The organism is Alteromonas sp. CH_MED4-4 (assembly GCF_037029575.1).
Classification (GTDB): domain Bacteria; phylum Pseudomonadota; class Gammaproteobacteria; order Enterobacterales; family Alteromonadaceae; genus Alteromonas; species Alteromonas macleodii.
Map to the genome: position 1 here is coordinate 61,716 of NZ_JAYMEU010000010.1, position 18,834 is coordinate 80,549.

Genomic DNA, 18,834 nt, shown 5'->3' on the forward strand with positions numbered 1-18,834 from the left:
CAGTGAAATCTAAGCATGCACAGGTTCATTTTAATGAGAGCGGTACGCCTGTCGCCGACCATTTTGACGACGTTTATTTTTCTAACGACAGCGGAATTGATGAAACCCAACACGTTTTTGTTGCAGGCAACGACCTTGCTGAGCGCTGGCAACAGTGGCGCAACCCTACTTTTGTCATCGCCGAAACAGGTTTTGGAACTGGGCTGAACTTTTTGGTCGCCATGCGTGCCTTTAACGAATTTAGAGCAGCGAACCCTGACCATCCGTTAAAGCGCCTCTATTTCATTACCACGGAAAAGTTTCCACTGCCTCAACAGGATATGCAGCGTGCGCTAGAAACTTTTCCTGCTCTTAAAAACGAAGCGCAAGCACTCGCTTCACTTTACCCCATGGGCCTTGAAGGTTGTCATCGCCTTCATTTTGATAACCATTCAACCACACTCGACTTGTGGATTGGTGATGTACACGAGCTTTTGCCTCAATGGCATTCTCCTGTAAATGGCCTCATCGATGCCTGGTTTTTAGATGGTTTTGCACCAAGCAAAAACCCTGATATGTGGACAGATGCTCTGTTTAGCCAAATGGCTCGCTTGTCGAAAACTGGCACAACCTTTGGAACCTTTACCGCCGCAGGTATCGTAAAGCGTGGGCTAGCTGGTGTGGGTTTTACCATTAAAAAACGCAACGGTTTTGGCCGTAAGCGCGACATGCTGACCGGCGTTTTTAACCAAGACAATGAGAATGTTCAGCATAAACTTCGCCTGCCTGCTGGCCCCTACTATAGGTACGCGAACGACAGTTTAGATAAAACAAGTAAAGTCGCGGTAGTAGGCTCCGGCCTTGCAGCAGCTACGGCATGCTTGGCTTTAGTAAAACGCGGCATTAGCACCACTTTGTATTTTGATGGTGACACCCTTGCAAGCGGCGCATCTGGCAACCCGCAAGGCGGCTTTTACCCGCAGCTCCATAGCGAAGCAAGTATTGCCAGCCGCATTCAGGCGCACAGTTTTTTGTATGCTAGACAAGCCTACGACCACACAATTGAACATGCAAAAGCCTGTGGCCTAGCCGACGTTGCCCATGATTTCTGTGGCGTTATTCAACTAAGCTTTAACGACAAGGTAGCAGAACGCCAAAATAAATTGGCTGCTGCCGACGTATGGCCTGAAGCTTTGATCAAGCCCGTGGACAGCAAAGAAGTGAGCGATATAGCTAACCTAGCTCTTCCCTACTCTGGCTTATACATTGGCTTAGGCGGTTGGATTTCTCCTCCGCAGTTAGTAGCGGCCATGATTGAAGAAGCACTTCAAAGTGGCAAACTCACGCTGAAACCCAATCATATCTATGTATCTCATGAGGCAGCTGAGACAACAAAGCAGCAGGTGCGGATTCGTTTTAACTTAGATAGCGCTGAGAATGAAGAAGTTATTACTGCCGATCACCTTATCCTTGCCCTTGGTGCAGGTGCGGTAAACGCTAGCGATTTTAACAGCCTGTCCCTTCGCCCCGTTCGCGGCCAGGTTGAAGCTATTCCCACCCAAATGCCAATTGAACAGCTTAACACTGTGTTGTGTCACAAAGGCTATATGACACCTGTATTCGAAGGCCGGCATGCGTTAGGTTCAACCTACGTTAAAAACGACTTAAGTACCGATGTACGAGGCGATGAAACTGAAATGAACCTCGCCACACACGAACAGGCGCTGGCAAACACCGACATCGTGCAAGCATTACAACATGACGGTAAAGCCAGAGCGGCTACGCGTTTAGGTTCACCCGACCACCAGCCTGTTGTCGGTGCACTACATAATTTTGACTCATTAAAAGAACACTACACTATGCTAGGCGTGGGCAAACCGTTGACTAGCGCGCCAGTGTTGCCAAGCAGCGTAGTTTCCACCCTTACTTGCTTAGGGTCACGAGGGTTAACCACAGCGCCTTTAATGGCAGAGGTCTTGGTGAGCAGTCTATGTAAGGAGCCGCTACCTTTAAGCAACGATCTGCTTAATGCTGTAAACACAAGCCGCTTTATGACTCGCGAAGCGATTAGAAGCCAGGGTTAATAAACGGAGAGGTCGTTGTGAAAATTCTACTGTGCCTAGACACAAAAGATCGGACGTTTAGAGGTTTGAAAGCGAACATGAAAGGAGTTCGCTTTCGAAAACAGAGTGCTAAGGAAGTAAATGGCTAGTTTACGCTAGCCATTTTATTTAAATCCATCACGATAAACGCAGGAATGTATACGTTGGCGCTTGCCACCACTTGTTTATTTTCCAGCGACACGATACGGGCGTTTACGCGGACGCCTCTGTCATCTTCAATGATGGTGCCAGTTACAACATGGTCCATTTCAACCTGTTTAGCGAGTGCAGTACCATCTCGCGTGAGTACGAAATCGCCGACTGGCGTTACGGTAATTCCACCTGCAAGCTTAAAGTCGACAACCGCTAACCCAAAGTCTTGCAGCTCGGCTATTAGATACTCTGAAAGCTGATTACCTAACACGGTGCTGTCGCTCAACGACTGATTAAGCCTCACAAAACTGGCCACACCCACCATATCTTGCTGCGTAAGACGGGTTGCATTGTCCATTAACTCCATCGCAAGTTGCGAGGCGTAATCATTTAAGCGCTTATGCGTTTGTGAAGGTGAATAGCCATGGTGTAGTGGGTCTTTATAGCCGGGTTCAACTTCCACCTGCTGTTGATATTGTCTATCGCGAGAATCTGGTGTGTACTCTAGCCCTGAACGGCTTGGTACAGGTACTGGCTCGGCGTGATGAGTAATTTCACCGTCTTCGCCTAACCAAAACGAGCCCATAGACTCCGTGCTAGTGCACCCTGTCATACATACACTCAGCATTACGCCAACGGCTGCCCAACTGCTTGACACAAGCTTCTTTGTAAACACCATGCTGAAACTCCTAGCCGCGACTTAGCTTAACGCCATCGCGCATACCGTTTTGCTGGCTACCGTCACTTGGAATAAGTGCATCTACCACGTAGAACGGCACTAACATTTGCGCAGTTGCCACAACTGCGCGCGACTCCATGCCTAAAATACGGGCGTTAACTAACACGCCACCTTGGTGCTTGGTCATTGTTCCGGTTAACACATATTCAATAGGAAGGCTGCTGCTCAATTCCAAATAGTCTCGGCTTAATACAAAATCGCCATCGTCAGTAATGCGAATATACTCGGTGGCTTTGAAGTCGATAACCGGCACGCGGAATTTATGCAGTTCGTGAACAAAAGATTCCGCCATCTGACGACCAAGCAAATCTGTTTTCTGCAAGTCAGTATCTAGTAGTGCGAAATGGGTTACACCGATAGGTGTTTTGTTATTCACATATTCCATATTGGCAATTAAGTCTTGCGCCATGTTCTTCACATAGTCGCCAATATGCTTGGTTAGAGGTCGACCTTTATACGCGCCCTGTACGCTCGAATACAAAGGAGGTTGACCGATAGCGCCGTACGCGTCCATACCCTGAGACTGGGTATCGCTGGTATTTTCAACTGGCTTTGAAGGAGCGCGGTCGGCGGCAGTAATATCAATCACATTCATGGCCGGGCGCTGAGGCGCTTGTTCGGCTACCTCTTCTTCCCCCATCATCATAGAGCACCCGCTAACGCTTAGCAGTGAAGCACAAAGCGAAAGCGCCGCGTATTGATTTCGTCTTTTCATGGGGTTACCTCGTACCTTCAGTTCTGTATAACTTGCCGTTTCTGGTGGTTACTTGTTCTTCGCGCCAAAACAGTTCGGCAGGGAAAAAGCGTGTTGCTGCAGCGACAATGTTTTTATTTCTAGCGTTGATAATTCGAGCGTTAACCACCGCGCCAGACTCTTGATACACCATAGTGCCGGTTATGTAAAAATCGACGCGCTCAATGTTGGAAAGCTGGTCGATATCGCGGGTTAATACTCTGTCGCTCTCGTTACTAACAATTATATCGTTCGAAAGCTTAAATTCTTGAGTAGAAAAGCCTCTTTTCGTGGCCTCAGTAATCATTCCTTGTTCAAGTTGATGGCCCAACAACATTAGCGGATGTTGATGGCCAGCACTGTATTTCATAGTATCGGCAGGTACAAAGCCAACTACCGCATAGCGAGACTGACGTGCTGGACCCACATCAGCAAAAAGTTCGTTCGCTAACATATAGGTGTGGTATTCCACATTCCCCAATGCCGATACGTCGCTGGCATCGGTTTGCGCAAATTGACTTTTAGGTTCGTCAGATGAAGAGCAACCAGAGAGTAAGCCCAAGATAAGCGCGGTATATGCCAAGGCTTTCGCGACTAAGCGACCATTTTCTGTCAGCAAAGCGTGAGAGACAGGTTTTGTCATACTTTTCATTACACATGTCCAGTGAAAAACGTCAAATTTCTATCGGAAAGAAGCAAAAACTCATCGAAAAACAGTGATCAGCTACTACGCAAACCGACATTTTCAGTGTCTTTAAACAGGCTTCTGCAAAATTCACACCAAAGAGAGGCTACAAGCAGCATTGACCGTTACATTGGAGGTTACATTGAAAAAAATTGCTGATAACCAAGTGACGTAAAGCGCCTAGTTTCAGGAGATGTCCCTTTCTCAGTGTTAAAAGAACTTGATGTTTATCGTCAGGCCGTGCATGAAAAGCGGAGGCGACTTGCCGCCTTAGGACAGAAAGCTGCCGATAATTAAATAGGCAATGATCACAATGCCAAGTGATTAAAAAACTTGAGAACTCCCGGGACTCTCATGCCGCGTTAATGACCAATTAGCTAAATAAACCTGCACATGCCTAAACCTAAACTTTCACCATCACGAGGTTCAAAACCGAATTTAAGATAAAAACTTTCCTTACCATGCGCAGCCAACAGGCCAATGGTTGCGCCAGGTGCGCAGCAAGACTCCAAATGTGCAATCAACGTGTTCATTATTTTCGAGCCCAAGCCTTTATTCTGATGTTCTGGATGAATGATGACGTCTTGAATATAAAAATACATTGCGCCATCGCCAATCACCCGACCACAGCCTACAAGGTTGTTGTCGAGGTAAATTGTTGCCCAAAACAACGAGGCATCAATACTTTTTTGAACAACCGATAAACACGGGTTACTCCATCCAATCAATTTTCTTAGACTGGCAAAGTCTTCAGCTGACGGAGGACTTTCTTTAACGGTGTAATTCGTATGCATCATTCGTCATTCCTCCCCTCGTTCTCGCAAAAGCTAGCTACCTAATTCGGTAATGTGAAGCAGTTCGCCCGACGGACCCCATAGATAGAAAACACTTCCCCAATGTTGTTGCTCAATTGATGAAATTTTCGTTTTATGTAACGAGCGCGAGCACAAATCAAAAGCGTCCTGAATGTCTGCTACACATATTTGTAGCATAAAGTTATTCGCCAATTCAGGATTATAAAAGCGCTGAAGAAAGAAGAGACAATCACCATTTTCAAACAGTGTTAGGTCTTCATTTACGTATGAAGCATTAAATCCAATCTCAGAATAAAATGCTTTAGAAATGTCGTAGTTTTTGCTTGGAATAAAAGTCTTAATATCTATGACGTCCATATCTTTAGATCCCTCGCATTTCGCTGCTTTAAATTTAAGTCGTGGCTAAATGGCAATAACAGCAAGCATGTCTTCGCCATCTTCATCTAACCCCACCTCTTCGAAACCAAAGCTTGAATAGAAGGCTTTGGCGACAGGATTCTTGGGGTTATAGCATATCTCTATCTGTTTGAGCTCAGAAGTTTGCTTTATAAGCGTGATAGCTTGAGATAAAGCAAGTCTGCCAATTCCATTATTCTGATGGCTCTCATCAATCATAAAGCGCCAAATGGACACTTTGGTTGGCGTTTCCTGAACCCACATCAAGAACCCTACGGGCTGGTCGTTGCAATAAATGGCTTTGCAGGTATGGTTCTCGTTGTAGAAAGACTCAACCAACGACCACATATTGCACGCTACAAACGCTTGTTGATCATCCGCCACATCCAAGTCACAAACCTGCTCATAGTTAGATTTGTTTATTTCTTCCAGTGAAATTTTCATCCTGTCTTCTTATAAAAGCATGCTGTTTTATTGCCATTATAAGCTGAAGTTCACTCAAGTCATCATTAGTCGTTTATATCCATATTGATAGTAAAAGCCTAATTAACAAAGCCGAAAGGTACAGCCCAACGCCAAATACGACGTGATTAATAATACTGTGTAACCGAGCGGTATTAGGGTTAGGCGTTTTCGATGCGGCAACACCAGCGCCCATACCTGGCTGCAATATAAAGAACGGTGCAACGACCGTAGCGATACCGAGCGCCACTGCTGGACCCAGCGTCGGTTCGAACAACCAAGATTCTCCGCATATGAAAATAAGCAGCGCTGCATAGGTAATTCCAATTAGGTAATGGGCTGTCCATCCAATAGTACTTTCCCCGTGAACAACATGGGCACTTGAAATAGAAGTATGACGAAACTGCCCTTTTCTCATGTGCCCTATCCAGCGCCCCACCATGCCCCAATTGGTAGGGGCAATACCAAACAATTGCTTTCTCAACAAGGCCCATAAATCCATCACTAAAGTAGCTCCAATACCTATCAGCAAGATAAAAACAATACTTTGCATATTCACTCTCAATAACTAGTTTCAATTAACATGAGATGCTAGCCTACAACTTCAAGTTAACTTTAAGTCAAGCATTCCTTTGGGAAAAAGTATGGAAATATCTCAGGTCGCCAAAAAGTCAGGAGTGTCGGCATCAACACTGCGCTTTTATGAAGAAAAAGGCCTTATCAAATCTATTGGTCGACAAGGTATACGTCGCGTATTTAGCTCAAACGTTTTAGAGCGCCTTGAATTAATCGCACTAGGCCGCGCAGCTGGTTTTTCACTGGAAGAAATTTCTGGGATATTAGGAACCGATGCAAAGCCTGATATAGACCACGCTCTGCTACTTAAAAAAGCGAGCGAATTAGATGGAACAATCAAAAAATTAGAAGCAATGCGTGATGGTCTGCAGCATGCAGCTGCTTGCACAGCACCGAGTCATTTGGAATGTCCGAGGTTTCGTCGATTGATGAACCTTGCAGCCGCAGGGGTGATTGAAGGCGTTGCAGCGAATAAGGCAGTAAAATAAATATCCGTATCAATGGAAACCACTCAACGCTTTGCGGGTACTAAAGTCACCATCGCAGAGCTACCTCAAAATGGCAAAAATATGGCTATCGTAAAACCGTCCATTTTTAAAAATGGCGCGTTGCAATATCGCTTCTTGCTTAAACCCTGCATCTAACAGCAGCTTTTGCGAAGCAAGATTGGATGAAAATACGCAGGCAAAAATGCGCTCTATACTTGTGTTTGAGAAAGTAAGGGCGATAATTTGGCGCAGCGCGTCACGCATAATCCCTTTTCGCCAATGTGATGAACAAAGCCAGTACCCGACCTCTCCGGCTCTTTCATATTCAAAGTTTCCAGGGTTAACACCAATACACCCTACTAACTCGCCGTCGTACTCTACAGCTTTTATAAAACCCTCTTTGCTCCCCTCTTGAATCCACCATGTGGCATCTTCTTTTGTATAAGGGCTGGGAATTTTTGTCGACAGAAATTGCGTGACCGACGGTTGATTCAAAATATCTACCAGTCTACCTACATCGCTCATTTTAAAATCTCTGAGTGTTATCACGCGCTTTACTTCCCACCCGCTAAATCAATAAACGACCCTGTAACATATGAAGACTGAGGTGATAGAAGCCAGGCTATCGCCTGTGCGACTTCATCTGCTGTACCGCCCCGCTGCATAGGAATTTGTGAGCTTAACCGTTCTACTCTGCCAGGTTCACCACCATCGGCATGAATGTCTGTTTTAATAAAACCAGGCCGGACGCTGTTTACACGAATGTTCTTCGCAGCAAGTTCTAATGAAAGCCCTTTAGTAAATGAATCCATTGCCCCTTTCGACGTCGCATAGTCGACGTATTCAAAAGGAGCACCAGTGCGAGAGGCAATGGACGAAACATTAACGATTGCGCCCCCTGCAACGCTTTGTTTTACAAAAGCCTTTGAACACAAGAATGCGCTAAGCACATTGGTATTAAGTACTTTGGTGAAGCGCTCTGCACTGACGTTAATTAACTCAGTTTTGGTAAATAAAACACCCACATTGTTAACCAAATGCGTTACCTCACCCCACTGTTCCCTTACATATTCGAACATTTCCAGTACTTGCGCTTCATCGGAAACATCGGCTTTATGAGCAAATGCAACGCCACCGTTGTCAGTTATCGACGCACACACGCTATCAGCTGCGTTTTTATCCGAAAGATAATTTACGCAAACTTTATAATCGCTACTTCCCAACAATTTAGCAGTCGCAGCACCAATACCACGACTAGCACCTGTGACAATAACTACCTTGCCCACAATTTGATTCCCTTAACTGGCCATTGAACGTGGCGCTAACTTTATAAGACTAACTTACCAGCTAGTTCTGGCTTCAGAAAGTCTTATTCACCATTGACACGTAATCAGAAAACTTCACAATGGTTCTACTTTATATTCACTCGCGATCATTAATGCTGTACCTTTCTGAATTTCAAATAAAGCTTCCTAATCAATACATTACTCCTGCATTTTCGCTAGCGCTCTGTACTGAAAGTGCGCCGTCGCACTTCCTTATCGCAGGTAGAAACAGTAGCGGAAAGTCACTCTTAATTTCCGCGCTTGCCGGTAATGGGAAGGTAGCAAGCGGTAGTCGTGAATGTACTTCGGTTGTTGCAGAGGTATCGGTTTTTAAACAGCAAGCGATAATTGAAGAAGAAAAACAAAAAGACAGTGCAGATATTTTAGACGTAATAGCTGAGCCAACACAGGTTCGCGAACTATTCGCACAGACTAATGAGGATTATAAAAACCACCCTTATTACGACGAACTCGCCTCTGCGCTTAGAATTGAGCATCTGCTAGATAATGCGTTTCTTTCACTTTCAACAGGTGAAACCCGCAAGATTATTATCATGTTGGCATGGTTAAGTAATGCCTCTATTATTTTGCTTGATGAACCCTTCGAAGGTTTAGATGTTGAAGCGATAAGCGCATTTAGTCTCTTTCTTGTCTCTCAGCAGCAAGCTTCTTTAGTACTTACCGCCAACAAACTCGCAGATATTCCCAAGAATATACAAGCTCAGTTGATTGTCATGGATGACTTGGCCATTACGTGGAAATCTGAAGATAAACTTAACTATGACGGTTTGCGCTCAGAACTAAGCACCTGGTTTGCACTAGAGTCTGATGATATCGATGTTCCCTCAGCCCTAAACGCTAAAGACAAACACGGCGATGACCCCAATCGCAATGACCGAAACCTCAATGAGCAAAACAGTGAGTTAGATTCACTACCTCATACCTTAATTCAGCTTAAAGATGGGTTCGTGCGCTTCGATGAGCGAACCGTATTTGAACAGCTTAACTTTACGCTTAACAAAAATGAGCATTGGCAGATCACTGGTCCAAATGGGTCAGGAAAAACCTGTTTGCTTCAAATGTTTACTGGTGATAATTCCCATTGTTATACCAACGATTTAACAATGTTTGGCATAAAACGTGGCACAGGCGAGAGCATATGGGACATTAAAAAGCACATTGGAATTATGTCGAATGCGCTCCACATGCAGTACAAAGTGAATGCAAGTGTTGAGCACGTTATCATTTCAGGCTTTCACGACAGTATTGGTCTGTACACTCGCCCCACGCTAGCGGAACGCATGGTGGCAGAGCAGTGGCTTGAAGTACTGGGTTTGAAACAGAAAAAGAACACGCCGTTTCAGTCACTGTCTTTTGGTGACCAGCGATTAGTACTTATTGCACGTTCTATGGTTAAGCACCCCGCCGTGCTTATTTTGGATGAACCTTGCAATGGTTTAGACGACTTCAACCGCCAAAAAGCGCTCAAGCTTATTGATATATTAGCTAAAGCAGGCACAAGTACACTGCTGTATGTAAATCACCATGCAGAAGAACACATTCCTAGCATTCACAATACGTTAAATATGAAAGACTATAATGTTTAAGGGTATATGTTGAAAAACTTGGCTTTTCAGGTCTTCGCTAAAAAGGTGTGGCACTTGCCTGTTAGACAACTCGCCTTAAAGCTGGAAGCTTAAAAGCGGATATTTAAGAAGATTAGCGAGGCTAGGTACCGAGAGAGAAAAAAGCGCTATCACAAGGGAAAACTCATGGAAAAAGTGATAGCGCCGAAGTAACCGAGGGTGAGGTACAATAAGAACTTAAAAACTACATGGGATCCAGGGTAAGTAACACGCGATGAGTACCAGGTATGACTTTGCAGGACCGATGCACGGCGGCAAATTCTTCATGGCCCAGCCACGACTTACCTTTAAGTAAACCCACATCAAACGCGTTCATTTGCCTAACGCTGCTCTCTCGATAGTGCTGGCCCAACCTATTCTTAGTAAGCCCTTGTGTATTCGCGTCGTTAAGACCAATCATTTGGCGTGTAACCACACTTTCTTTCGGCAGCCACTCTGTACCTTCGCCCAAATAGGTATTCACCAACCGAACAGGAATATTGTCCACATGGAAGCTTGGGCACATTGCTGATGAAAGGGGCACTAACCTTACGCCCACACTGTCACAGTCAAATAGCGTGGTGAGCATGTCAGACAGCAAATAAATATCGACAATGGCAGCCTGCTTTCCAGCACTAATTCTTCCATCAGGTAAAAGCTTTGCGATTTCCTCTTTCAGTGATGTTAAAGAGAAAACACCGCGAATCCCCATTCCTAATGATTTAAAAACGTCGACATAATATTGCGTGACAAGTGGTACTTCGGGTCTTGTCCATACCGCAACGCTAATACCTTTATCAAAGATATCGCCCAACACCATAGCATCGGCGCTTGAACGCCAAGAGCCGCTGTGTTCAAAGGAAGTAATGTAGTCTTGTAACGCCTGCATATTAGTGCTCCCACGCAGGAAATGGGTCAGGCATTTCAGCCCAAACATGATGGCCTTGAATAAGCTGATCGTCTGTTAACAAGCAACGATCTAACCGCTCGATAATGTCGTTTTTATTAAGCCCTTGTCCAATGAACACCAGTTCTTGACGCATGTCACCGAAGGGCTCCATCCATTGTTCTTCAATCGCTTTAAGGTATTCAGGGTCTTCAGGCCACTGCTCTTTGGGTACGGCTTTCCAAAACAGCCCAGCAGCCCCGTATCTTGCCATACCGCCAGCTTGGCTCCAGCTACCCGCTAATTGAGGGCGTGTTGCCAGCCAGAAGAAGCCTTTTGAACGAATTAACTTACCTGCAATGTCTTTACTATGAATAAAATCATAAAACTTCTGCGGATCGAACGGACGTCGCGCTTCGTACGAAAAGCTGCTTATACCAAACTCTTCAGTCTCTGGTACGTGCTCGCCACGCATTTCTTTCAGCCAACCGGGCGACTGCTGAGCACGCTCGAAACTAAATCGCCCTGTGTTCAGCACTTTGTCGAGGGGCACTTTTCCATGCTCGATAGGAACTTGAATAGCCTCGGTGTTGAGGGTTTGCAGAATACTTTTAAGACGCGCCAACTCTTGTTCAGAGACTAAGTCGGTTTTGCTTATTAGCAATATATCAGCAAATTCCACTTGTTCGACCAACAAGTCTGCCACACTTCGCTCGTCTTCCTCACCCAAGCTCTCACCCACTTCGTTGAGAAACTTAGCTTCGTCATAGTCTTTAAGAAAATTCAATGCATCGACAACGGTAACCATCGAATCGAGGCGTGATATTTCCGACAAGCTTTTACCGTCTTCATCGGCAAACGTGAAGGTCTCAGCTACAGGCAAAGGCTCCGAAATACCTGTAGACTCTATTACCAGATAATCGTATTTACCTTCATGCGCTAAACGCTCTATCTCTTCAAGCAAATCTTCTCGCAACGTGCAGCAAATGCAGCCATTGCTCATTTCAACCAGCTTTTCTTCAGCTCGATTAAAGCTAACTTCATTTTTCACCGTAGCAGCATCGATATTGATTTCACTCATATCGTTAACAATGACGGCTACTCTTAATCCATCACGATTATTCAGAATATGGTTTAGAACCGTGGTCTTACCGGCGCCTAGAAAGCCCGAAAATACGGTAACGGGAAGCTGAGTTTGAATAGACATAACGACTCGCTAAGTTTCATTTTAAATCTCGAATTTAATAAATGTTATAACATAACAATTAAAGTGAAAATAGCAATATGATTAATTTATTACAAAACGCTTGCGCTATTCCACCGGACTAAGCCCATACTCTTTACGGAATATCTTCCTAAATGCATTGACGTTTTGAGAACACCAATTTAGAAGAAACCTTACAGTCATTGGGCGTGGATGAAATTCTTCTTGCAGGTATGATGACGCACAACTGCGTAACTCACACAGCATTATCACCAGCTGCTGCCAAGTATTCCCCCAAAGTCATTGAACCTTGCACCTGCACGCGTGACGCCATTAGTCATCTATTGGCGCTGGATTCTATGCAAGTGCGCGGTATTGACATTGTATCGATAGAAACCGCATTCGCTTAGCTCCGACTTGTTTCGCTCATCACGTTGTTCGACTACTTGATGAGCGCTAACACTTCTCGGAATTTTGGATGCTGGCATGATTTTAAAAGGCCAAAAAGTGTCATCTCAAAACTGCTGATCCGTGCGCCCTGCTCACGCATATTTTGGATGGCGAGCACAACATTTGAAGACTCTCTTGAAGAAATGCAGTCCTGTATTACTTCCACAGTGTGATTATTTTCCAATAAACCCGTTACCGTTTGATAAACGCATACGTGCGCTTCAATTCCCACAACCAGCCATCGACTTAATTCCATTTCACCAATGTACGCCAATATTTCAGACGAGCACTGGTCAGTACCCGCTACGGCGTTAAAAGTAAACTTCTTTAAGTGAGGCTCGCTTGCGACATGAGCTTCAATTTCAGGGACCGTTTTCCCTAAGCCATCAGGATTTTGCTCAAGTACAACTACGGGAATATTGAGCAATTTACAACACTGTATTAGCTTTACCGTTTTGCAAATCATTGTCTGGCTATCATTGACTTTTCTAGCCAGCGCGCCCTGAACATCTACGATCAATAATCCTACCTTTTCTTCGTCTAAATGCATCATTCAAACTGCTTGTATGTTAGTTGTGGCTTCATATTCGGCTCTGTTCGCCTTGTTTGACGGCGTTAAATTGCTCTTCAATACTTACTAAATCCTCACACAAACCGCAATACCAAGGAAATAATGACACCGGTTACGATAAGCTGAACCAAGCAAAAGCCCATAATGTCTTTGGCTTTCAGGCCGGCTATGGCAAGTACGGGTAGTGCCCAAAATGGCTGAATCAAATTAGTCCACGCATCACCCCACGCTACCGCCATGGCGGCTCTATTTATTTCGGCTCCAAGTTCAGCGGCAGCAGGCAAGATTACTGGGGCTTGCACTGCCCACTGACCTCCACCCGAAGGCACAAAGATATTAACAATGCCTGCGCTAATAAAACTCCAAACTGGCAATGACTCTGCAGATGCAAAGCTAATCAGCCACTCTGACATGGTTTGGGCCAATCCTGATTGAACCATTACCGCCATGATCCCCGCATAAAATGGGAACTGTATAACAATACCACTACCGCCCTGAACGGCTTGCTGCAGGCTGTGCAGTACATTGCGTGGTGTACCGTGAAGGACAATAGCGAGAAAGAGAAATAGCGTATTAAGGATATTGAGATTAAGCCCGCCCCCTGAAACAAAGTAGTTAGTGAGATAAGCAAGCCCTGCAAAGCCTACGAGTAACCCAAGCACCTTGCTGTTTTCAAGTTTGTCGGCGGGCCGCTCGTTTGTTGCCGAAGGCAAAGCGTCGTCTTTTAGCTTGGCGCTATCGACAATAATGCTTTCAGATTCAGGCGGTAACATTAAACGATTAACAAGAGGAATAATCACGAACATGATTGCCAATAACAGCAAGTTAAACCCACTGAAAATAGTCTCTCCGGTGCCAACTACGCCAATCTGTGCTTCTGAAAAATGACCCGGTGTTGCAATCGTTAAGGGCACAGAGCCCGCTAGACCGCCATGCCATACAATAAAGCCTGAGTACGCGCTTGCCACCAATAACCGATAATCAACCGACACTTTTCTTGCTAAGGCTTTAGCAAACAACGCGCCCACAACAAGACCAAAGCCCCAGTTTATCCAGCTTGCGATAAGCGACACCAACGTGACCAGCACAATGGCGCTCCCAGGGCTTTTTGCTAAGCTCGCAAGCCTCTCAAGTAAGGATTTTACTAACGGCGTGCATGCCAGCATAAACCCAGTGACTAGCACTAAGAGCATTTGCATTGAAAATGTGAGCAGCCCCCAAAATCCGTCACCCCACTGTTGAATAATTGTAAGTGGAGACTGATTTTGAATGACCACTGCAAACGCAAACGTAATTAGAGTGAGTAATAAAACGAAAATGTAGGGGTCAGGAAGATATCGTTCGACGAGTTTGACGAAGGGTTTTGATGCTCGGTTTAGCATTAACGCTCTCACAACATGTTAAAAACTTGTTGCATATTAACGCGTTTATTTCCCCGTTGGCGAGGGTCTAATTAACTTTGTTGAGCCAATGCTGTAATGTTGAAGTTACTTTATTGTGCTCTATGGGTTTGGTGAGGAAATCATCCATACCGGCTTTCATACACATATCTTTGTCGCCCTGCATAGCATTCGCCGTCATCGCTATGATGGGTACACGTTTGTAAACGTCGCCGGCTGCACCATAGCGAATAAGCTTGGTTGCTTCGAACCCGTCCATTTCCGGCATTTGGCAATCCATGACAATTGCGCTGTAATGCGCCTTTAGCTTGCTGCTTTTTAACAGTTCTAACGCTTCTACACCGTTGTTGGCAACGTCAACCACATACCCTTCGCTTTCTAGAACATTGGTGGCCACTATTTGATTAATGGCATTGTCTTCTACTAACAAGATTCGATAAGCATTATCATCAGAGGTGGATTTTGCGTTTTCTTCAGGTGATTGCACGTGCTGAGTGTTGCCTTCGATAATATGAACCGGATCATCCTCGCGTTTTTTAAAGCGTGGTTTAGCTTCATAGTCAGATGTATTAACTGATTCCTCTACAATTCGAATTAAATCTGTGGAGGTCAGTGGCTTAGGAAGACTCTCATCAACGTCTACTCCGCTATAGACAACAGAGCTCTCCATGTCGCTTAGCTGTGTCATTAATACCAAACGCGTATGTTTTGTTCTGGGGTTATCTAAAAGTATCTGGCCGAAGTGTTGTGAAAACTCCTCCTCTTCTGCTTTCTCAAGAAATACAACATCAATGGGTATTGCCGGTACCTCTTGCTCGCTGTCTTTCAAATATAGGCTAATCGCTTCCTCAATCGAAGATGCGGTCAGCGTAAGCACTCCCCAAAGTTTCAGCTGGCTTTGCATGGCACGCCTTGTTGAAGCATTGTCGTCAATAATCAGGCAACACATGTCTTGTTTAGCAAGCTGAGGACGCACAGTTTTGCGTTGCTCGGCGTAGCGAATTTCGCTTGTCACATCAAAACGGCTGCCTTTGCCAAGCTCGGTGGTAACACTTATGTCTCCTCCTAACAATTGGCATAGCTTTTTGGTAATGCTCAACCCAAGCCCTGTTCCGCCATAGCGTCTAGTTGTAGAAGCGTCGACCTGTGTAAACGCATCGAACAAGTGAGGTAGTTTTGACGCGGGAATACCAATGCCCGTATCTGCCACCGCAATGTGCATAAGCGCAGTATTCTGATTGTTAGTAGGAAGCAATTCTGCCGTGACAGAGAGCTCTCCCTGCTCGGTAAATTTAACGGCGTTGCTTAAAAGGTTTGTGAGGATTTGTTGAATTCGGCTGGGGTCTGAGTTTATTTTCGACTCACTGACCTTTGATAAATCTACAACAACATCCAGCCCTTTTTCTTGCGCTAAATGCGCAACCGATTGAGCAATGCTCTCAATCAATTCCCTTACATCAAATTCAACGGACTCAATCTCGAGTTTATCCGCTTCTATTTTAGAGAAATCCAAAATATCATTAATCAGGGTCAGTAGAGAATTAGCGCTTGAGCTTGCGATGTTGACGCGCTGTGATTGCTCAGTAGTTAGGTTGCTTTTCTTAAGCAGACCCAGCATCCCTATCACGCCGTTCATTGGCGTTCTAATTTCATGGCTCATATTTGCAAGGAATTCAGACTTCAGCTTGGTTGCTTCTTCGGCTTGTTCCAGCGCCTTTTTCAAATCGTTGGCCTGTGCTTTCAATGAGGCTGTTTTTTCTGAAACTTGTTGCTCTAGCGCCTGAACAAAGCGCTTCTGCTTGGTAATTTCTGTTTGCTGTAAGTGGGTTCTTAAGTAAATGATCAACAGAACAATGCCGAGTAAAAACGCAATGTAAATGCTGTATGCCCACCATGTTTTCCAAGGAGCTGCTGCTACATGCAAATTAACCGACATGACTTCACTGCCCCATTCACCATTGGGCTTCATTGCTTTGACCAGCAATGTATAGGTGCCGCCATTTAGGTTAGTAAATGAAACGTTGTTGTGATTTCCGATATCAATCCACTGTTCATCGTATCCTTCTAATTTGTAAGAAAAATGCGAACGCTTGGGATCAGAGAAGTCTAGAAGAGCAAAATCTAATGAGAAGAAATAGTCTTCGTAGGAAAGATTAATATCCGTAACGTAGGATAGTGGTTTATCAAGGCTTACTGCTTCGCCCATTTTATTGAAGCCAGTTAGCACAATTTTAGAATCGACCAACTCAGACTGTCCTGGCACATACTCAAAGTATTCAATACCTCGCTGGCTACTAGTAAAGAACGTGTTGTTAGCGGCTCTAAGTAAACTGTTTGAATAGAAGTTCTGACTTACAGCCGCTGCAGTGCTAGTGTAATTAATGGCACTTTCAGTAGCCGGATTAAAAAGAAAGATCCCTTTATTCGTGGTAAGCCAGAGCTGGCCCTCGTCGCCGTCTGCAATCGCTCTTACTAAGGTAGCGGGCAACCCTTTCTGCTCCCCAAACCACTCGAAGGATTTCGATTCAGGCTTATAAAGGTTCAACCCCCGTTGGGTTGCAATCCAAATTTGGCCGTTTTTGGTCTCATGAATATCTTCGACAATGCTGCCCAACAGACCTGCATTGTGATCTTTATTGTACTCAATCTGAGTGAAAGTATTGTCCTGAATGGACCATAAATTTACGCCGCTTCCAGTGCCAATCCACATATTTCCTTGAGAGTCATTAACAATGGCGTGAATCTCTGGGTGAGCTAAACCGTCAGTCGTTGAAAGATGCTTAAAGGCGCCAGATTGCACATTGTATATATAAACACCATGCTTGTAGGTACCTATCCATACATTGCCTTCGTTATCTAACGCTAACGCTCTGAATTCTCTGAATTGGCGATACTTGCTGTCTTCTCTGGGATATTCTAAGCGACTTACATTTCCATTCTTTCTGTTAACACGTGCAATAAAGTTGTCTTGTGCCACCCAAATATTGCCGTGTTCATCGGGGACAATAATAGGTCGTTCTATAACTCCCCTATTTGAATATTCACTTTCTTCTTTAAATACCGAGTCAAATTCCTTTTGGAGTATTTGCTCTTTCACTTTCCACGTATAAATTTCAGCATTTGCTGTAGCAATCAATACATCGCCACTATTTTTGAAGGTATCTATCTCAATGCCACTGGGTGAAACTAATGAGTCACTGTTGATTTGCTTGATTTTACGGCGAGGAGATAGCTTGAATATGCCGTGAACTTCACTGGTTACCCATTTAGTTTTAGTGTGGTCTTCATATATTATGCGAAGTCCGTTGTCATAGCCAAAGTCCATCTTCTCTACGTAATTCCCCTCACCTGTATGTCTATAAAGACCCGTGGTGGTCACAAACCAAATGCACCCTTCGTGATCTTCAATCATTGAGTTCACTTGGCCTAATGCTTTGCCGTCTCGCGTAGTTTGTGCAAGGAACACGCCTGAACTTGGAAAGAAAAGAAAAGGGCCTTCCTGAGTCGCCACGTAGAATTGGCTTGACGACGTACGCAGCAAGCTACGTATTTCATTGGCTCCTGTTGCAGTACGATTATCAGGGTCGGGAAAGAAGTGTTTGGTGGTGAGAGTTCTTTTGTCTAGCAAGTTCAAGCCAAAACTGGTGGCTACCCACAGGCTGTTATCATTATTATCCATAATGTCCCAAATGCGATTATGAGACAGACTATGGTCCTCATTATTTCTCTTCTGAACCCTTTCAAATTCCCCATTTTCCAGAAAACGATTTAAACCTTGATCATACGAACCTAGCCAAATTTGGCCCGTTTTATCGTGGAAGAGTGATTGGATTCGATTTGAAGATATGGAGCGAGGGTCGTCTGGATCATTCAAGTAACGAGAATAGCGACCTGTTGTTGGGTCGTACTTATTAACTCCACCTCCCCACGTTCCAATCCATATATTGCCTTCTGCATCCAACATCAAATTGCCAGCGTCGTTGTGTGATAGTCCTTGGATAGGATCGCTGTCAGACTCAAACAACGTAACTCTACGACCGTCGTAACGCATTACACCGTTTTCGGCAGTACCAAACCACAAAAAGCCTTGGCGATCTTGGATAATGGAATAAATCTCTGATGAGACGAAGCCATCTTCGGCAGTTAAAAGATCAACCGAATACTCATTCATCAGCTTGTCTGCATTAGATGGATAAACACAGGGAATACAAAACAGGCAGAGAAGAGCTATTGCAAACAAGCGCA

The 18,834-nt window shown here is 44.7% G+C and carries 17 protein-coding genes and 1 pseudogene; 4 read left to right on the forward strand and 14 right to left on the reverse strand.

Annotated elements, in window-relative coordinates:
* Positions 1-2 precede the first annotated feature (2 nt).
* The gene (gene mnmC, locus WA381_RS08985; RefSeq protein ID WP_156086583.1) at positions 3-2,063 is read left to right on the forward strand and encodes a bifunctional tRNA (5-methylaminomethyl-2-thiouridine)(34)-methyltransferase MnmD/FAD-dependent 5-carboxymethylaminomethyl-2-thiouridine(34) oxidoreductase MnmC; all 2,061 of its coding nucleotides are present in this window, start codon (positions 3-5) and stop codon (positions 2,061-2,063) included.
* A 124-nt stretch (positions 2,064-2,187) separates the two neighbouring features.
* Here the strand turns inward: mnmC and WA381_RS08990 are convergent, their stop codons facing one another.
* The 7 genes and pseudogenes from WA381_RS08990 to WA381_RS09020 form a co-directional block, all read right to left on the reverse strand.
* Entirely contained in the window at positions 2,188-2,913 is a 726-nt protein-coding gene (locus WA381_RS08990) for a FlgO family outer membrane protein (protein ID WP_156086584.1), read from the reverse strand.
* Positions 2,914-2,923: 10 nt separating this feature from the next.
* Positions 2,924-3,688, reverse strand: coding sequence for a FlgO family outer membrane protein (locus tag WA381_RS08995; protein ID WP_014949957.1), 765 nt, complete (start codon positions 3,686-3,688; stop codon positions 2,924-2,926).
* A 4-nt stretch (positions 3,689-3,692) separates the two neighbouring features.
* Positions 3,693-4,358 (reverse strand): FlgO family outer membrane protein, encoded by a 666-nt coding sequence (locus WA381_RS09000; protein WP_075177491.1) that lies wholly within the window; start codon positions 4,356-4,358, stop codon positions 3,693-3,695.
* Between the two features lie 410 nt (positions 4,359-4,768).
* Positions 4,769-5,188 carry a GNAT family N-acetyltransferase gene (locus WA381_RS09005; RefSeq protein WP_156086585.1) on the reverse strand — a complete coding sequence of 140 codons (420 nt, stop codon included), beginning with the start codon at positions 5,186-5,188 and terminating at the stop codon, positions 4,769-4,771.
* Positions 5,185-5,563, reverse strand: a pseudogene (locus tag WA381_RS09010) (lactoylglutathione lyase). The gene WA381_RS09005 and the pseudogene WA381_RS09010 overlap by 4 nt, the downstream one beginning before the upstream one ends.
* Before the next feature lie 45 nt (positions 5,564-5,608).
* A complete protein-coding gene (locus WA381_RS09015; RefSeq protein ID WP_156086587.1) occupies positions 5,609-6,046 on the reverse strand; it encodes a GNAT family N-acetyltransferase in 438 nt (145 codons plus the stop codon).
* A gap of 73 nt (positions 6,047-6,119) precedes the next feature.
* On the reverse strand, positions 6,120-6,617 hold the full coding sequence (locus tag WA381_RS09020; RefSeq protein ID WP_156086588.1) for a DUF2938 domain-containing protein: 498 nt from the start codon (positions 6,615-6,617) through the stop codon (positions 6,120-6,122).
* Positions 6,618-6,708: 91 nt separating this feature from the next.
* Between WA381_RS09020 and WA381_RS09025 the strand changes: the two genes are divergently transcribed.
* Positions 6,709-7,128: a helix-turn-helix domain-containing protein gene (locus tag WA381_RS09025; RefSeq protein WP_156086589.1), complete on the forward strand. Its 420-nt coding sequence runs from the start codon at positions 6,709-6,711 to the stop codon at positions 7,126-7,128.
* A gap of 60 nt (positions 7,129-7,188) precedes the next feature.
* Here WA381_RS09025 and WA381_RS09030 read toward each other — a convergent pair whose 3' ends face one another.
* Positions 7,189-7,677 carry a GNAT family N-acetyltransferase gene (locus WA381_RS09030; protein WP_080589185.1) on the reverse strand — a complete coding sequence of 163 codons (489 nt, stop codon included), beginning with the start codon at positions 7,675-7,677 and terminating at the stop codon, positions 7,189-7,191.
* 5 nt (positions 7,678-7,682) lie between these two features.
* Positions 7,683-8,414, reverse strand: coding sequence for an SDR family oxidoreductase (locus WA381_RS09035; protein WP_156086590.1), 732 nt, complete (start codon positions 8,412-8,414; stop codon positions 7,683-7,685).
* A 119-nt stretch (positions 8,415-8,533) separates the two neighbouring features.
* Here WA381_RS09035 and WA381_RS09040 point away from each other — a divergent pair, with 119 nt between their 5' ends.
* On the forward strand, positions 8,534-10,060 hold the full coding sequence (locus tag WA381_RS09040) for an ATP-binding cassette domain-containing protein (protein WP_156086591.1): 1,527 nt from the start codon (positions 8,534-8,536) through the stop codon (positions 10,058-10,060).
* A gap of 223 nt (positions 10,061-10,283) precedes the next feature.
* On the opposite strand, the gene WA381_RS09045 is transcribed toward WA381_RS09040, so the two are convergent.
* Complete coding sequence (locus tag WA381_RS09045; RefSeq protein WP_156086592.1) at positions 10,284-10,967, reverse strand: DUF1826 domain-containing protein; 684 nt, start codon at positions 10,965-10,967, stop codon at positions 10,284-10,286.
* A 1-nt stretch (position 10,968) separates the two neighbouring features.
* A complete protein-coding gene (gene zigA, locus WA381_RS09050; RefSeq protein ID WP_156086593.1) occupies positions 10,969-12,171 on the reverse strand; it encodes a zinc metallochaperone GTPase ZigA in 1,203 nt (400 codons plus the stop codon).
* Between the two features lie 206 nt (positions 12,172-12,377).
* Between zigA and WA381_RS09055 the strand changes: the two genes are divergently transcribed.
* Complete coding sequence (locus tag WA381_RS09055) at positions 12,378-12,578, forward strand: cysteine hydrolase family protein (RefSeq protein WP_231506509.1); 201 nt, start codon at positions 12,378-12,380, stop codon at positions 12,576-12,578.
* A gap of 32 nt (positions 12,579-12,610) precedes the next feature.
* On the opposite strand, the gene WA381_RS09060 is transcribed toward WA381_RS09055, so the two are convergent.
* The 3 genes from WA381_RS09060 to WA381_RS09070 form a co-directional block, all read right to left on the reverse strand.
* On the reverse strand, positions 12,611-13,171 hold the full coding sequence (locus WA381_RS09060; protein WP_231506510.1) for an isochorismatase family protein: 561 nt from the start codon (positions 13,169-13,171) through the stop codon (positions 12,611-12,613).
* A gap of 92 nt (positions 13,172-13,263) precedes the next feature.
* On the reverse strand, positions 13,264-14,571 hold the full coding sequence (locus tag WA381_RS09065) for a short-chain fatty acid transporter (protein WP_156086594.1): 1,308 nt from the start codon (positions 14,569-14,571) through the stop codon (positions 13,264-13,266).
* A 67-nt stretch (positions 14,572-14,638) separates the two neighbouring features.
* Positions 14,639-18,760 carry a hybrid sensor histidine kinase/response regulator gene (locus tag WA381_RS09070; protein ID WP_156086595.1) on the reverse strand — a complete coding sequence of 1,374 codons (4,122 nt, stop codon included), beginning with the start codon at positions 18,758-18,760 and terminating at the stop codon, positions 14,639-14,641.
* Positions 18,761-18,834 lie beyond the last annotated feature (74 nt).

Bases quoted from the DNA above. Each gene is read 5' to 3' on its own strand.
- WA381_RS08990 (WP_156086584.1), bottom strand. From the start codon at position 2,913: ATGGTGTTTACAAAGAAGCTTGTGTCAAGCAGTTGGGCAGCCGTTGGC.
- WA381_RS08995 (WP_014949957.1), bottom strand. From the start codon at position 3,688: ATGAAAAGACGAAATCAATACGCGGCGCTTTCGCTTTGTGCTTCACTG.
- WA381_RS09000 (WP_075177491.1), bottom strand. From the start codon at position 4,358: ATGAAAAGTATGACAAAACCTGTCTCTCACGCTTTGCTGACAGAAAAT.
- WA381_RS09005 (WP_156086585.1), bottom strand. From the start codon at position 5,188: ATGATGCATACGAATTACACCGTTAAAGAAAGTCCTCCGTCAGCTGAA.
- WA381_RS09015 (WP_156086587.1), bottom strand. From the start codon at position 6,046: ATGAAAATTTCACTGGAAGAAATAAACAAATCTAACTATGAGCAGGTT.
- WA381_RS09020 (WP_156086588.1), bottom strand. From the start codon at position 6,617: ATGCAAAGTATTGTTTTTATCTTGCTGATAGGTATTGGAGCTACTTTA.
- WA381_RS09025 (WP_156086589.1), top strand. From the start codon at position 6,709: ATGGAAATATCTCAGGTCGCCAAAAAGTCAGGAGTGTCGGCATCAACA.
- WA381_RS09040 (WP_156086591.1), top strand. From the start codon at position 8,534: ATGGTTCTACTTTATATTCACTCGCGATCATTAATGCTGTACCTTTCT.
- WA381_RS09045 (WP_156086592.1), bottom strand. From the start codon at position 10,967: ATGCAGGCGTTACAAGACTACATTACTTCCTTTGAACACAGCGGCTCT.
- zigA (WP_156086593.1), bottom strand. From the start codon at position 12,171: ATGTCTATTCAAACTCAGCTTCCCGTTACCGTATTTTCGGGCTTTCTA.
- WA381_RS09060 (WP_231506510.1), bottom strand. From the start codon at position 13,171: ATGATGCATTTAGACGAAGAAAAGGTAGGATTATTGATCGTAGATGTT.
- WA381_RS09065 (WP_156086594.1), bottom strand. From the start codon at position 14,571: ATGCTAAACCGAGCATCAAAACCCTTCGTCAAACTCGTCGAACGATAT.
- WA381_RS09070 (WP_156086595.1), bottom strand. From the start codon at position 18,760: ATGAATGAGTATTCGGTTGATCTTTTAACTGCCGAAGATGGCTTCGTC.